Source organism: Enterobacter sp. KB-280D8 (genome assembly GCF_041399405.1).
Taxonomy (GTDB): domain Bacteria; phylum Pseudomonadota; class Gammaproteobacteria; order Enterobacterales; family Enterobacteriaceae; genus Enterobacter; species Enterobacter cloacae_N.
This window is the reverse complement of record NZ_JBGKEC010000001.1, coordinates 73,221-86,724: the sequence shown is the minus strand read 5'-3', so window position 1 is coordinate 86,724 and position 13,504 is coordinate 73,221. Positions and strand designations below refer to the sequence as shown.

General features: G+C 53.3%; 18 protein-coding genes and 1 other annotated feature. Of the genes, 9 read left to right on the top strand and 9 right to left on the bottom strand.

Translation table 11 applies throughout. The features are described 5' to 3' along the window. Positions 1 to 7: 7 nt before the first annotated feature. From pheS to thrS, 6 genes are all read right to left on the bottom strand, one after another. The gene (gene pheS / locus AB8818_RS00500; RefSeq protein ID WP_020884406.1) at positions 8 to 991 is read right to left on the bottom strand and encodes a phenylalanine--tRNA ligase subunit alpha; all 984 of its coding nucleotides are present in this window, start codon (positions 989 to 991) and stop codon (positions 8 to 10) included. 62 nt (positions 992 to 1,053) lie between these two features. Then, positions 1,054 to 1,178 (bottom strand) — a sequence feature (Phe leader region). After that, positions 1,129 to 1,173, bottom strand: coding sequence for a pheST operon leader peptide PheM (gene pheM / locus AB8818_RS00495; protein WP_001386830.1), 45 nt, complete (start codon positions 1,171 to 1,173; stop codon positions 1,129 to 1,131). (Overlaps the previous feature by 45 nt.) A gap of 117 nt (positions 1,179 to 1,295) precedes the next feature. Then, positions 1,296 to 1,652, bottom strand: a complete 357-nt coding sequence (gene rplT, locus AB8818_RS00490; protein ID WP_000124850.1) for a 50S ribosomal protein L20 — start codon at positions 1,650 to 1,652, stop codon at positions 1,296 to 1,298. Between the two features lie 50 nt (positions 1,653 to 1,702). Beyond that, positions 1,703 to 1,900, bottom strand: coding sequence for a 50S ribosomal protein L35 (rpmI, locus tag AB8818_RS00485; RefSeq protein ID WP_003030583.1), 198 nt, complete (start codon positions 1,898 to 1,900; stop codon positions 1,703 to 1,705). A gap of 97 nt (positions 1,901 to 1,997) precedes the next feature. After that, the gene (gene infC / locus AB8818_RS00480; RefSeq protein WP_023616141.1) at positions 1,998 to 2,540 is read right to left on the bottom strand and encodes a translation initiation factor IF-3; all 543 of its coding nucleotides are present in this window, start codon (positions 2,538 to 2,540) and stop codon (positions 1,998 to 2,000) included. A gap of 3 nt (positions 2,541 to 2,543) precedes the next feature. Next, on the bottom strand, positions 2,544 to 4,472 hold the full coding sequence (gene thrS, locus AB8818_RS00475; RefSeq protein WP_028012814.1) for a threonine--tRNA ligase: 1,929 nt from the start codon (positions 4,470 to 4,472) through the stop codon (positions 2,544 to 2,546). 294 nt (positions 4,473 to 4,766) lie between these two features. On the opposite strand from thrS, the gene yncL reads away from it, so the two are divergent. Continuing rightward, positions 4,767 to 4,886 carry a stress response membrane protein YncL gene (gene yncL / locus AB8818_RS00470; protein ID WP_332908628.1) on the top strand — a complete coding sequence of 40 codons (120 nt, stop codon included), beginning with the start codon at positions 4,767 to 4,769 and terminating at the stop codon, positions 4,884 to 4,886. Positions 4,887 to 4,983: 97 nt separating this feature from the next. Next, positions 4,984 to 5,091, top strand: coding sequence for a small membrane protein YniD (yniD, locus tag AB8818_RS00465; protein ID WP_088205299.1), 108 nt, complete (start codon positions 4,984 to 4,986; stop codon positions 5,089 to 5,091). A 115-nt stretch (positions 5,092 to 5,206) separates the two neighbouring features. Here the strand turns inward: yniD and AB8818_RS00460 are convergent, their stop codons facing one another. Further along, positions 5,207 to 5,965 (bottom strand): YdiY family protein, encoded by a 759-nt coding sequence (locus AB8818_RS00460; RefSeq protein ID WP_028012813.1) that lies wholly within the window; start codon positions 5,963 to 5,965, stop codon positions 5,207 to 5,209. A gap of 296 nt (positions 5,966 to 6,261) precedes the next feature. Between AB8818_RS00460 and pfkB the strand changes: the two genes are divergently transcribed. The 3 genes from pfkB (at position 6,262) to AB8818_RS00445 (ending at position 8,553) form a co-directional block, all read left to right on the top strand. After that, complete coding sequence (gene pfkB, locus AB8818_RS00455) at positions 6,262 to 7,194, top strand: 6-phosphofructokinase II (RefSeq protein ID WP_166712686.1); 933 nt, start codon at positions 6,262 to 6,264, stop codon at positions 7,192 to 7,194. 102 nt (positions 7,195 to 7,296) lie between these two features. Next, the gene (ghoS, locus tag AB8818_RS00450; RefSeq protein WP_028012811.1) at positions 7,297 to 7,587 is read left to right on the top strand and encodes a type V toxin-antitoxin system endoribonuclease antitoxin GhoS; all 291 of its coding nucleotides are present in this window, start codon (positions 7,297 to 7,299) and stop codon (positions 7,585 to 7,587) included. Positions 7,588 to 7,692: 105 nt separating this feature from the next. Beyond that, positions 7,693 to 8,553, top strand: coding sequence for a fructosamine kinase family protein (locus AB8818_RS00445; protein ID WP_116340514.1), 861 nt, complete (start codon positions 7,693 to 7,695; stop codon positions 8,551 to 8,553). Positions 8,554 to 8,589: 36 nt separating this feature from the next. Here AB8818_RS00445 and AB8818_RS00440 read toward each other — a convergent pair whose 3' ends face one another. Continuing rightward, positions 8,590 to 9,126, bottom strand: a complete 537-nt coding sequence (locus AB8818_RS00440; protein ID WP_049000725.1) for a YniB family protein — start codon at positions 9,124 to 9,126, stop codon at positions 8,590 to 8,592. A gap of 148 nt (positions 9,127 to 9,274) precedes the next feature. On the opposite strand from AB8818_RS00440, the gene hxpB reads away from it, so the two are divergent. The 4 genes from hxpB to tcyP all read left to right on the top strand — a co-directional run bounded on the left by hxpB (position 9,275) and on the right by tcyP (position 13,040). Next, positions 9,275 to 9,946: a hexitol phosphatase HxpB gene (hxpB, locus tag AB8818_RS00435; protein ID WP_166710831.1), complete on the top strand. Its 672-nt coding sequence runs from the start codon at positions 9,275 to 9,277 to the stop codon at positions 9,944 to 9,946. Between the two features lie 126 nt (positions 9,947 to 10,072). Continuing rightward, positions 10,073 to 10,834, top strand: coding sequence for a 2-dehydro-3-deoxy-D-gluconate 5-dehydrogenase KduD (gene kduD / locus AB8818_RS00430; protein WP_192981614.1), 762 nt, complete (start codon positions 10,073 to 10,075; stop codon positions 10,832 to 10,834). Between the two features lie 94 nt (positions 10,835 to 10,928). Next, entirely contained in the window at positions 10,929 to 11,519 is a 591-nt protein-coding gene (locus AB8818_RS00425) for a metal-dependent hydrolase (RefSeq protein ID WP_192981616.1), read from the top strand. A gap of 129 nt (positions 11,520 to 11,648) precedes the next feature. Further along, positions 11,649 to 13,040 (top strand): cystine/sulfocysteine:cation symporter, encoded by a 1,392-nt coding sequence (gene tcyP / locus AB8818_RS00420; RefSeq protein ID WP_041910456.1) that lies wholly within the window; start codon positions 11,649 to 11,651, stop codon positions 13,038 to 13,040. A 48-nt stretch (positions 13,041 to 13,088) separates the two neighbouring features. On the opposite strand, the gene cedA is transcribed toward tcyP, so the two are convergent. After that, positions 13,089 to 13,364 carry a cell division activator CedA gene (cedA, locus tag AB8818_RS00415; RefSeq protein WP_223239595.1) on the bottom strand — a complete coding sequence of 92 codons (276 nt, stop codon included), beginning with the start codon at positions 13,362 to 13,364 and terminating at the stop codon, positions 13,089 to 13,091. Positions 13,365 to 13,504 lie beyond the last annotated feature (140 nt).

Genomic DNA, 13,504 nt, shown 5'->3' with positions numbered 1-13,504 from the left:
CCTGCCCTTATTTAAACTGTTTGAGGAAACGCAGATCGTTTTCGAAGAATGCACGTAGGTCGGTGACGCCGTAGCGCAGCATGGTCAGACGCTCCATGCCCATACCGAACGCAAAGCCGGAGTAAACTTCCGGATCGATACCCACGTTGCGCAGCACGTTTGGATGCACCATGCCGCAGCCCAGCACTTCCAGCCATTTGCCGTTTTTGCCCATCACGTCAACTTCCGCAGACGGCTCAGTGAACGGGAAGTAGGAAGGACGGAAACGAACCTGCAGATCTTCCTCAAAGAAGTTGTTCAGGAAATCGTGCAGCGTGCCCTTCAGGTTGGTGAAGCTGATATTTTTATCAACAATCAGGCCTTCCATCTGGTGGAACATTGGGGTGTGGGTCTGATCGTAGTCGTTACGATAGACGCGACCCGGCGCGATGATGCGGATTGGCGGTTCCTGCTCCTTCATGGTGCGGATCTGAACGCCTGAAGTCTGGGTACGCAGCAGACGCGTAGCGTCAAACCAGAAAGTGTCGTGGTCAGCGCGTGCCGGATGATGGCCTGGAATGTTCAGGGCGTCGAAGTTGTGGTAATCATCTTCGATTTCCGGGCCAGTCGCCACGGTAAAGCCGAGCTCACCGAAGAAACTTTCAATGCGATCGATGGTGCGGGTGACCGGGTGCAGACCGCCGTTTTCGATACGACGGCCCGGCAGAGAAACGTCAATGGTTTCTGCCGCCAGACGTGCGTTCAGCACCGCGCTTTCCAGCTCGGCCTTGCGTGCGTTCAGCGCCTGCTGGACCTGCTCTTTGGCTTCGTTAATCACCGCACCCGCTGCCGGGCGTTCTTCAGGCGGCAGTTCACGCAGGGTTGTCATTTGAAGGGTCAGGTGCCCTTTCTTCCCAAGATATTCGACGCGGACATTGTCTAACGCGGCAACATCTGAGGCCTGATTAATGGCGGCTGTTGCACTGGCAACCAGCTCTGCGAGATGTGACATGATTTTCCTCATTATGTCGGTGCAGACACCGATTTGGTGGAGTTATTCTCTCAAATTCAGGCACAAAAAAAGCCTCCATCGGGAGGCTTATCTGGCGCTGTTTTTCGTTTCATCTTTCACGCGCTAGCCTCCTGAGATCAGGTGCTAAAGTAAAAGAAGAAGCGGAAAATAGCAGCATTCATGCTTGCGTTACCTTGTGTGGTAAAAACCGTTAAGACCTTATTGAAAAGCCTGGACGGATAAATGTCAATCTTCTGATGGTGTTAAATGAAAAGAGGGAGCAAAGCCCCCTCTCTCAACTGGCTTATGCCAGTGCTGCTTTCGCTTTTTCGACCAGAGCGGTGAACGCTACTTTGTCGAATACTGCGATGTCAGCCAGGATCTTACGGTCGATTTCAACAGAGGCTTTTTTCAGGCCGTTGATGAATTTGCTGTAAGAAATACCGTTCTGACGTGCTGCTGCGTTGATACGCGCAATCCACAGTTGACGGAACTGACGCTTACGCTGACGACGGTCACGGTAAGCGTACTGACCTGCTTTGATAACAGCCTGGAAGGCAACGCGGTATACGCGTGAACGCGCACCGTAGTAGCCTTTAGCTTGTTTCAAAATTTTCTTGTGACGTGCACGTGCAATTACACCACGTTTTACGCGAGCCATATGTGCTCTCCTGTATCTATATTCTTAGTAAAAAATTAAACGTTAACGGCTTATGCGTACGGCAGGCACGCGATAACCAGACCCAGATCGCCTTTAGAAACAAGGCCTTTTGGACGCAGGTGACGTTTACGCTTAGTAGATTTTTTGGTCAGAATATGACGCAGGTTTGCGTGCTTACGCTTAAATCCACCACCACCGGTTTTTTTGAAGCGCTTAGCAGCACCGCGTACGGTCTTAATTTTTGGCATCTTAATAACTTCCACTTCGCATTGTTAAATAAACGAAACATAGGCGAACAAAACCTATGAAACCCGAAGGCTCCACAGATTTTGCTGCTTGAAGGCCTTACTGTTTCTTCTTAGGAGCGAGCACCATGATCATCTGGCGGCCTTCGATCTTCGTAGGGAAGGATTCGACTACTGCCAGTTCACTCAGATCGTCACGGACGCGGTTAAGCACTTCCATACCAATCTGTTGGTGGGCCATCTCACGACCGCGGAAACGCAGCGTGATCTTGGCCTTATCGCCATCTTCCAGAAAGCGAATCAGGCTGCGGAGTTTTACCTGATAATCGCCATCGTCGGTACCAGGACGGAATTTGATTTCCTTAACCTGGATAACTTTTTGCTTCTTCTTCTGTTCCTTAGAAGACTTACTCTTTTCATAAAGGAACTTGCCGTAGTCCATGATACGACAAACTGGCGGTTCGGCGTTAGGGCTGATTTCAACTAAATCTACTCCAGCTTCTTCAGCCTTTTCGATCGCTTCTCTCAGACTCACAATCCCCAGCTGCTCGCCTTCCAGACCTGTTAAGCGAACTTCCTGGGCGCGAATCTCGCCATTGATACGATTCGGACGTGCCGTTTGAACTCGTTTTCCGCCTTTAATACCTTATTCCTCCAGTTGTTGAAGACTGCGGCTGCGAATCTCTTGTTGCAGCTTCTCAATCACTTCACTTACGTCCAGGCTGCCCAGGTCTTTACCACGGCGGGTGCGAACGGCAACTTTGCCTGCTTCCACCTCTTTATCACCACAGACCAACATATACGGGACACGACGTAAAGTGTGCTCGCGGATTTTAAAGCCAATCTTCTCATTTCTCAAGTCTGCTTTTACGCGAATGCCCGCATTTTGTAGTTTCTGCGTCAATTCTTTAACGTAATCTGCCTGAGAATCGGTAATGTTCATCACCACGACCTGCACTGGCGCAAGCCAGGTTGGGAAGAAGCCCGCGAACTCTTCGGTCAGGATGCCAATGAAGCGCTCCAGAGAACCGAGAATGGCACGGTGAATCATGACCGGCACCTGACGCTCGTTGTCTTCGCCAACATAAGAGGCGCTTAAACGCTGCGGCAGGGAGAAGTCCAGCTGTACCGTTCCGCACTGCCATGCGCGATCGAGGCAGTCATACAGGGTAAATTCAATTTTCGGACCGTAGAACGCGCCCTCGCCCAGCTGGTATTCGAACGGAATGCCGTTCTCTTCCAGCGCTACGGCGAGATCCGCTTCTGCGCGATCCCAGGTCTCATCGCTACCGATACGTTTTTCCGGACGCGTTGAGAGTTTGACCACGATCTTCTCGAAGCCAAAGGTGCTGTACATATCGTAGACCATACGAATACAGGCGTTAACTTCATCACGGACCTGATCTTCAGTACAGAAGATATGCGCATCATCCTGAGTAAAGCCACGAACGCGCATCAGACCGTGCAGCGCGCCTGATGGCTCGTTACGGTGGCAGCTACCGAACTCCGCCATACGCAGCGGCAGGTCGCGGTAGGATTTCAGACCCTGGTTGAAGATCTGTACGTGACCCGGGCAGTTCATTGGCTTGATGCAGTATTCACGGTTCTCAGACGAGGTGGTGAACATCGCATCTTTGTAGTTGTCCCAGTGGCCGGTTTTTTCCCACAGCACACGGTCCATCATGAACGGGCCTTTCACTTCCTGATACTGATACTCTTTCAGCTTGGAGCGTACGAACGTTTCCAGTTCACGGAAGATAGTCCAGCCATCGTTGTGCCAGAACACCATGCCCGGCGCTTCTTCCTGCATATGGTACAGGTCGAGCTGCTTACCGATTTTACGGTGGTCACGCTTCGCGGCCTCTTCCAGGCGCTGCAGGTACGCGTTCAGGGCTTTCTTATCAGCCCACGCGGTACCATAGATACGCTGCAACATCTTGTTGTTGCTGTCGCCACGCCAGTAGGCGCCGGCGATCTTCATCAGCTTGAAATGATGACAGAAGCGCATGTTCGGCACGTGCGGTCCACGGCACATGTCGACGTATTCTTCGTGATGGTACAAGCCAGGCTTGTCATCATGAGCGATGTTTTCATCGAGAATAGAGACTTTGTAGCTCTCGCCACGCTTGACGAAGGTTTCACGCGCTTCGTGCCAGCTGACTTTCTTCTTGATGACGTCATAGTTGGTTTCGGCGAGCTCGTGCATACGTTTTTCGAGCGCGTCGATATCTTCCTGGGTCAGGGTGTGGTCAAGATCAACGTCATAGTAGAAGCCGTTGTCGATAACCGGACCGATCGCCATTTTGGTGTTTGGCCACAGCTGCTTGATAGCATGACCCAACAGGTGCGCGCAGGAGTGACGAATGATCTCAAGACCTTCTTCGTCTTTCGCGGTGATGATTGCAAGCGTCGCATCGTTTTCAATCAGATCGGACGCATCAACCAGCTCACCGTTCACACGGCCGGCGATGGTCGCTTTCGCGAGGCCAGGACCGATGTCCAGGGCAACATCCATAGGGCTAACAGCGTGGTCGAAATGGCGTTGGCTGCCATCAGGAAGAGTAATTACAGGCATTTTATATCCTTATTTGCAGTGATGCCCCACACATAAGAGCATATACAAAGAAAATAATCGTGATTTGACAATAGATTACGACACCATCTGACCAACAATCGTCAAATTGGTTCGTCATCATGCACCTGCCGAATTCAGATTAATGCGGATTTACGGCAAGCGACGTAATGTTAACACTATCAGCAAGGAGATTGCACCCTCTGCAGCCAGATTGATAGGCTGGCATTTCGCGTGAATTTGCAGGCTGCATCTCTCCGGCGCTCGCATTTCAGACATGCTGGGCTACTCTTGAACATGCCTTTAAATCAACAGGTGCATACCATGAATGTATCCAGTAGAACGGTTGTGATTTTGAACGTCCTTTCCGCAACAGGTTTATTGTTGATCCTCGCCGAACGATTCCACTGGTTCTGAGCCGAACCCTCGTTGGCATAACCCGATCGCTCCCGGGAAGGCGCATCTTTTAGCCCCGTTTGATAGACTATGCGTATCAACGAACAAGGATTAGGTTATGCCAACAAAACGATTTGCCGTAAAACACTGGAAAATGGTGCTGGTGCTGGTTGCCATCTGCGGCGCAATGCTGTTATTTCGGTGGGCGGCAATGATTTGGGGCTAAATACAACTTTAGCAGTCCAAATAAAATAAATGCCGTTGCGCGTAGAAGAGAATTTATTGGTGCGGGTTAACCATAACAATGAAAACGGGCCGACACCATCATCGGCCCGCTAAGATTACATTTTATAGCCCAGCGAAATCGTGGTTCTGCGATCGGTATGATCCGGTGCCGTTTCTGGCGGCGAAGAGTTCCAGGTCACGTTGTAGGCCAATTTCAAACCGAAGTGTTCATTGATAGCCACGTTCAAAGCACTTTCGGAGTTCAGCGTCGTATCCTCGGCACCAAACACAGAAACACCCTGCGTAAATTTGGTGTTGTCGGTCATCTGCCAGGCATACGTGCCGGAAGCATAACCCAGCGGCTGGGTTTCATTTTCGCCATTGGTGTACTCGTCATAGCGGACACCAGGACCGAATTCGAAACGGAGGCTGTGTACCGGTCCATTCAGGAACTGACGACCATAACCGGCGGTGAACACATCGCGCTGGCGATAACCGTTGAAGCGGTCGGTTAACCAACTAGCCTGACCAAAGATGTAGTCATAGTCGGTCATGTTGTAACGGCTACGTCCACCTACCGCGTATTTCTCGGATGAGCGTTCATCGTTAGCGGACGTGTTGCTGGCATTTCCCCACAGCGACCATGCAGTGGTATTGCCGTACCAGGTCAGGGTGCTGTCCGCCGTCAGAGAAGAGCTTTTCGTATTACCCGATTGCGCGAGATACCCGGCGTTAAGGTTACCTTCAAACGGTTTTTTGGCAGTGGAGGGATCGTCCATGACAGTAAAAACGGTGTCATCGGCGGCTGCATTCAGTGATGCAAAAACGCCACCCGCCAGCATCAGTGCTGCGGGTACTGTCTTCAAAAGCTTCATTTTATTTAAGGAGTCCGTACAACAAAAAAAGAGACCACCACGGTCTCGGAAACTTTCTTGAGGATCAATGACAAGGCGTCCAGAGAAAGGTAACAAATTATAAAAAGGCGCAAATAACATAGCAATATTTTCTTATTTCATTTTTTGAATAAGAACGATCTCAAAACGCGTTTTATTTTATATATCCCTCATCGCATTTATGTCAGCATTCATTTTTAAAATCATACTGTTATTTACATTGCCTTCCTGTCGATCGGTGCCAGGCTTAAAAGAACCCATGCTAAAAGGAGGTTATGATGGCTTCAATTTATACGCTGACGCTCTCCCCTTCCCTCGACTCCGCGACCATAACGCCGCAAATTTACCCGGAAGGTAAACTACGCTGTAGCGCACCCGTATTTGAGCCGGGCGGCGGCGGGATTAACGTGGCGCGCGCGATTACTCACCTCGGCGGTAAAGCAACGGCCATATTCCCGGCCGGTGGCGCCACGGGGGAGCATCTTGTTACCTTGCTGGCCGATGAACAGGTTGCCGTGGATACCGTCGACGCCAAAGACTGGACCCGGCAGAACCTGCATGTCCACGTTGAGTCCAGCGGTGAACAGTATCGCTTCGTTATGCCGGGCGCCAGGCTGAGCGATGATGAGTTTCGTCAACTGGAAGAGAAGGTGTTGACTATTGAAAGCGGCTCGCTGCTGGTCATCAGCGGTAGCCTGCCGCCGGGCGTCAGAACAGAAAAGCTGACAGCGCTGGTTGGGGCCGTACTTCAGCGCGGCATCCGCTGCATTGTCGACAGCTCAGGCGAAGCCCTGCAGGCAGCATTGGAACCCGGACAGCTTGAGCTCGTTAAGCCTAACCAGAAAGAGCTCAGTGCGCTTGTTAATCGCGAACTTAGCCAGCCGGATGACGTGCGTACTGCCGCAGAAGAGCTGGTTCGCAGCGGCAAAGCGCACCGCGTTGTCGTCTCTCTCGGTCCTCAGGGTGCGCTGGCCGTCGACAAGACGGGATTTGTGCAGGTTGTGCCGCCCCCAATGAAGAGCCAGAGCACCGTCGGCGCAGGTGACAGTATGGTGGGCGCGATGGCGCTGAAGCTGGCACAGGGCGCGTCACTTCTGGAGATGACCCGTTATGGCGTCGCAGCGGGGAGTGCCGCCACCATCAATCAGGGAACGCGCCTGTGTTCGCTTGCCGATACGCAGAAAATCGTCGATTACCTGTCACGAAGCTGACCGCTATTCCCCTTCCTGACGGAGGGGGATACACGTCGAAGTCGCCAAATATGGCGTATCGACTATGCTAAAAAAACTTTCAGGATAACAACGAGGTGAATTATGAGCAGTGGTGATATCACTCGCTACGTCGTGACCATCAGCCTTCATGAAGCATCGCTGACCGAGCTTAATGAGCTCAACAACGCCTTTACACGGGCGAACTTCCTGCTCACGCTGACGGATGACGAAGGTCATATTCATGATTTAGGCACCCTGGCGTTTGGCCTGATCGCAGCCCTGAGTGAAGAGGAGGTGCATGCGCTGGCCGCCAGTCTGGTGGAAAGTGTGACCGACAAGCCTGCCGACATTACCGTGGAAACGTGGGAGCGCTGGCAGAAAAAAGAACAATAAGTGCCCTGCATGAAATTAAACCGCTCAGGTGTGCGTTAGTTCGTATTTTTTTACGGCAATTATGCGCTAACTTTATGATCTGGCAGACAACATGGGAGAGTCAACATGTGGCAGGCTATCAGTCATCTTTTACATGAGCAATTGGGTGAAGGTGAAATTGAACTGCGTAACGAGCTGCCGGGCGGTGAAATTCACGCCGCGTGGCATTTACGCTACGCAGGACGCGATCTGTTCGTTAAATGCGACGAGCGAGAGCTGCTCCCGATCTTTACCGCTGAAGCCGATCAGCTTGAACTGTTGTCCCGCAGTAAAACGGTGACGGTACCTGAGGTACTGGCCGTGGGTAGCGACCGGGACTACAGCTTTCTGGTGATGGACTATCTCCCTGCCCGTCCGTTGGATGCCCATAATGCCTTTATTCTCGGGCAACAGTTAGCGCGTCTGCACCAGTGGAGCGACCAGCCCCAGTTTGGCCTCGACTTTGACAACGACCTTTCCACCACGCCGCAGCCCAATGCCTGGCAGCGCCGCTGGGCAACATTCTTTGCCGAGCAGCGCATCGGATGGCAGCTTGAGCTGGCCGCTGAAAAAGGGCTGGAATTTGGCAACATTGATGCCATCGTCGAGCATGTGCAACAGCGCCTGGCCTCCCACCAGCCTCAGGCTTCTCTGCTGCACGGCGATCTATGGTCCGATAACTGCGCGCTGGGCCCCAACGGCCCGTATATCTTTGACCCGGCCTGCTACTGGGGCGACAGAGAGTGCGATCTGGCCATGTTGCCCCTGCATCCCGAACAGCCGCCGCAAATATACGATGGCTATCAGTCTGTCTCCCCCCTGCCGCCGGACTTCCTTGAGCGCCAGCCCGTGTACCAGCTCTATACGCTGATGAACCGAGCCATTCTTTTTGGCGGGCAACATCTGGTCAACGCCCAGCGTGCGCTTGAACGCGTGCTTGCGGTATAAAGACAAAACGGGTGGCCTTGCCGCCACCCTTATCTGTTATAGAAAACCGAGCAGTGAGAAGAAGAAGTATCCCGCCACGATGATAATAACCGGCAGGATATAGAGCGGGAAAATTTGCAGGAAAATGGTGTGACGAGGTACCACAATGCGGGATTCAATCTGCTCCCGGCTCATTCCTTCAGGGCCTTTCGCCTTCTCGAGGATAAGCTGATCTTCCACCCCTTCGCGTAAAAAACGAGTCTGGCGGCTCATTCGTGCACCTGATGCCTGTAGCGCCATCGCAATAAAAATCAGTGCATAGATAATCCAGAAACCAATATTCAGCTGCTGGTGAAAGTCCGGCGTTGGCGAGTTGAACCAGAAGACGTTCAGGAACGGGGTGTTAAACCGCACCATCTCAATCATGACATGTGCAAAATCAAGCATTACCGCATTAATGCCCGGCTGTTTTTCGCTGTGATCGTACATAAACTTCAGCACGGAGATCAGCGTAGAAATGACGGCGGGAATAAAAATCACCCAGCCTGCAATACGTTTTAAGACAGCAATGCGTCCAGCTTGTTGATACGTCATCAGTTCCTCTTCATAAAGACGCGTTATGTGTGCCTAAGTCTACCTGCTGGACATCAATTTCGCCCGCTCTTTGAAAGCAATATGCTAAATTGCAGACTGTGCTTAGCACTTATCGTCTGTCGAACACCCTGGATAAGGAGACGTTGTGATGTCGACACCGCGCCAGATACTTGCCGCTATTTTTGACATGGATGGATTACTGATTGATTCCGAGCCGTTGTGGGATCGCGCCGAGCTGGACGTGATGGCCAGCCTGGGCGTTGATATCAGCCGCCGTAATGAACTTCCCGACACGCTGGGCCTGCGTATTGATATGGTCGTTGACCTCTGGTACGCCCAACAGCCGTGGGTTGGACCCGATCGCGACGAAGTCACCGCACGCATTATCAGCCGCGCCATCGCGCTGGTGGAGGAGACCAAGCCGCTCTTGCCCGGCGTACGTGACGCTGTCGCGCTGTGCAAGTCTCAGGGGCTGAAGGTTGGCCTGGCTTCTGCTTCACCGCTGCATATGCTGGAAAAAGTGCTGATCATGTTTGAGCTGCGCGACAGTTTTGACGCCCTGGCGTCTGCGGAAAAATTGCCCTACAGCAAGCCGCATCCGCAGGTCTATATGGACTGCGCCGCGAAGCTGGGTCTTGATCCGCTTACCTGCGTCGCGCTGGAAGATTCCGTTAACGGCATGGTGGCCTCCAAAGCCGCGCGTATGCGCTCCATTGTGGTACCTGCTGAAGAAAACCGCCACGATCCCCGGTTTGCTCTTGCCGACGTAAAACTCAATTCGCTGGCTGAACTGACGGTGCAACACCTGCGCGGCGAGTAACGCCCCCCCCTTCAGGCAGCATCATGCTGCCTGAAAAACAAAACACCGTTTCATTTTATTTGCTTTTCTCATTCCTGCCTCCTATCTTTAACGTCAGAACGACGATAACCAGCTTCTGAGGCGCGTATGATACTGGACACCTTTACTCTTTCAGACAAAGTGGCCCTCATCACCGGGTGCGATACCGGGCTGGGACAAGGCATGGCCATTGCGCTGGCGCAGGCAGGCTGCGATATCGTTGGGGTAAATCGCAAAGATCCAGAGAAAACGGCCAGCTCCGTCACCGCCCTGGGAAGACGTTTTTTGGCTATTCGGGCCGATCTGAGCCAGCAGGAAAGCCTTCAGCACGTCGTGGATACCGCCGTGGCGGAGATGGGGCGGGTCGATATTCTGGTGAACAATGCCGGGACGATTCGCCGGGAGGACGCTCTGGCGTTCAGTGAAAAGGACTGGGATGACGTGATGAATCTGAATCTCAAATCGCTCTTTTTCCTCTCGCAGGCGGCCGCCAAACAATTTATCGCCCAGGGCCAGGGCGGCAAAATTATCAATATCGCCTCTATGCTCTCGTTCCAGGGCGGCATTCGCGTACCGTCGTATACCGCCTCGAAAAGCGGCGTACTGGGGATAACGCGCCTGCTGGCGAATGAGTGGGCGGTACATGGCATCAACGTGAATGCCATCGCGCCGGGCTACATGGCGACGAACAACACGCAGCAGCTGCGCGCGGACGAACAACGCAATGCCGAGATCCTTGCGCGCATTCCGGCGGGTCGCTGGGGAACACCGGACGACCTTCAGGGACCGGTCGTCTTTTTGGCCTCTTCCGCCTCGGATTACGTAAATGGCCACACCTTAGCCGTCGACGGCGGGTGGCTGGCGCGCTGACGGGCGTTTGTGACAAACAGTTACACCGTCACCTCTTTCGCCCACTGTATGAAAACCCTATACTGTATAAATTGACAGTTTCGTGGGTTTTATCATGACGGCGGAAGGCCACCTGCTTTTTTCAATTGCGTGCGCAGTATTTGCCAAAAACGCAGAGCTCACTCCCGTGCTTGCACAGGGAGACTGGTGGCATATTGTCCCTTCCGCCGTATTAACCTGCCTGCTGCCCGATATTGACCACCCGAAATCCTTCCTCGGGCAGCGGCTGAAGTGGGTGTCTAAGCCCATCGCCCGCGCGTTCGGCCACCGCGGGTTTACCCACAGTCTGCTGGCCGTGTTTGGCCTGCTAACGCTTTTCTATTTAAAAGTCCCAGAAAGATGGATAGTGCCGGGCGATGCCATCCAGGGGATGGTGCTGGGTTATTTAAGCCATATCCTCGCCGATATGCTGACGCCTGCAGGCGTGCCGCTGCTGTGGCCCTGCCGCTGGCGTTTTCGTTTTCCGATCCTTGCGCCGCAGAAAGGGAACCAGCTTGAACGCGTGCTGTGCATGGCGCTGTTCGCGTACGCCGTCTGGATGCCGCAAACCTTGCCCGAAAACAGTGCAGTGCGCTGGTCTTCCCAGATGATCAATTCGCTGCAATTTCAGTTCAATCGTTTTATTCATCACCAGATTGAACAGTAAACCAACAAAATCATTCCATTTGTCATAAACCATTCCATTTGGATATAAGCGCCACATCACACTTCTGCTAACCTTCCGCCAACAGGATCGGGAAAAACCGATCCCACATAATAAATCAGGAGAACGGGGATGAATTTTCCACTCATCGCGAACATAGTCGTGTTCGTCGTATTACTATTGCTTCTCGCGCAGGCGCGCCACAAACAGTGGAGCCTGGCGAAAAAAGTGCTGGTGGGCCTGGTCATGGGTGTGGCGTTTGGTCTGGCCTTACACGCCGTCTACGGCTCCGATAGCCCGGTACTGAAAGAGTCCATCCAGTGGTTCAACATTGTCGGTAACGGCTACGTCCAGCTGCTGCAGATGATCGTTATGCCGCTGGTGTTCGCCTCTATTCTGAGCGCCGTTGCCCGCCTGCACAACGCGACCCAGCTGGGTAAAATCAGCTTTCTGACGATTGGTACGCTGCTCTTTACCACGCTAATTGCCGCGCTGGTGGGGGTGCTGGTTACCAACCTGTTTGGCCTGACCGCCGAAGGTCTGGTTCAGGGTACCGCTGAAACGGCGCGTCTGACCGCCATTCAAACCAACTACGTGGGTAAAGTGGCTGACCTGACGGTTCCGCAGATGGTGCTCTCCTTCATTCCGAAGAACCCGTTTGCTGACCTGACCGGTGCAAGCCCAACCTCTATTATCAGCGTGGTGATCTTCGCGGCTTTCCTGGGCGTGGCGGCGCTTAAGCTGCTGAAAGACGATGCGCCGAAAGGCGAACGCGTGCTGACCGCTATTGATACCCTGCAAAGCTGGGTGATGAAGCTGGTCCGTCTGGTCATGCAGCTGACGCCATACGGCGTTCTGGCGCTGATGACCAAAGTGGTAGCCGGCTCTAACCTGCAGGACATCATTAAACTGGGCAGCTTCGTTGTCGCCTCTTATCTGGGTCTGGGCATTATGTTCGTGGTGCACGGTATCCTGCTCGGCGTAAACGGCGTCAGCCCGCTGAAATACTTCCGCAAAGTCTGGCCGGTACTGACCTTCGCCTTCACCAGCCGTTCCAGCGCCGCGTCTATTCCGCTGAACGTTGAAGCGCAGACCCGTCGTCTGGGCGTGCCGGAATCCATCGCCAGCTTCTCTGCCTCCTTTGGTGCCACAATTGGTCAAAACGGCTGTGCGGGGCTCTACCCGGCGATGCTGGCAGTGATGGTTGCCCCGACCGTGGGTATCAACCCGCTGGATCCGGTCTGGATCGCCACGCTGGTCGGGATTGTTACCATCAGCTCCGCAGGCGTTGCAGGTGTTGGCGGTGGCGCAACCTTCGCCGCGCTGATTGTGCTGCCCGCGCTGGGCCTGCCCGTTACGCTGGTCGCCCTGCTGATCTCCGTTGAACCGCTGATCGACATGGGCCGTACCGCGCTGAACGTGAGCGGTTCCATGACTGCCGGTACGCTGACCAGCCAGTGGCTGAAGCAGACCGACAAAGCCATTCTGGAAAGTGAAGACGACGCCGAGCTGGCGCACCGTTAATCACGGTAGAAATAAAAAAACCGCCTGATGGCGGTTTTTTTATGGCTGTTATTCTTCAACCTCTTCATCCTGGCGGATTTGCGTCGCCCATCGCTGGGCTGACTCCGGCACGGAAAACGCCGGCGACCGGCGGAAATGTTCACCCATCAGGACAAAAGCCACATATTTACCGCGAAGCAGCCAGACATCACGAAAACCATCCACTTTCAGGGCATGGTCAGGCGGCGCGGGCTCAACGCGTGGCACATAGCTAATAACCTGGCGGTTTTGTTGACGAAGAGGTTTCATAAGCGACGGATTCACTAAAGCAAATTCTTGGAGCAGGAAAATTCTATGATAGCCGATCCTGCTACCTTACGTCGCGCTCCGAGTGGGTGAGATGGCTCCTTTCGTTAATGGCGTGATGTGAAAACTCTTAGTTCGCGAGCCATTTCACGACATTGTTCTATCCTTAATAGGGTTTT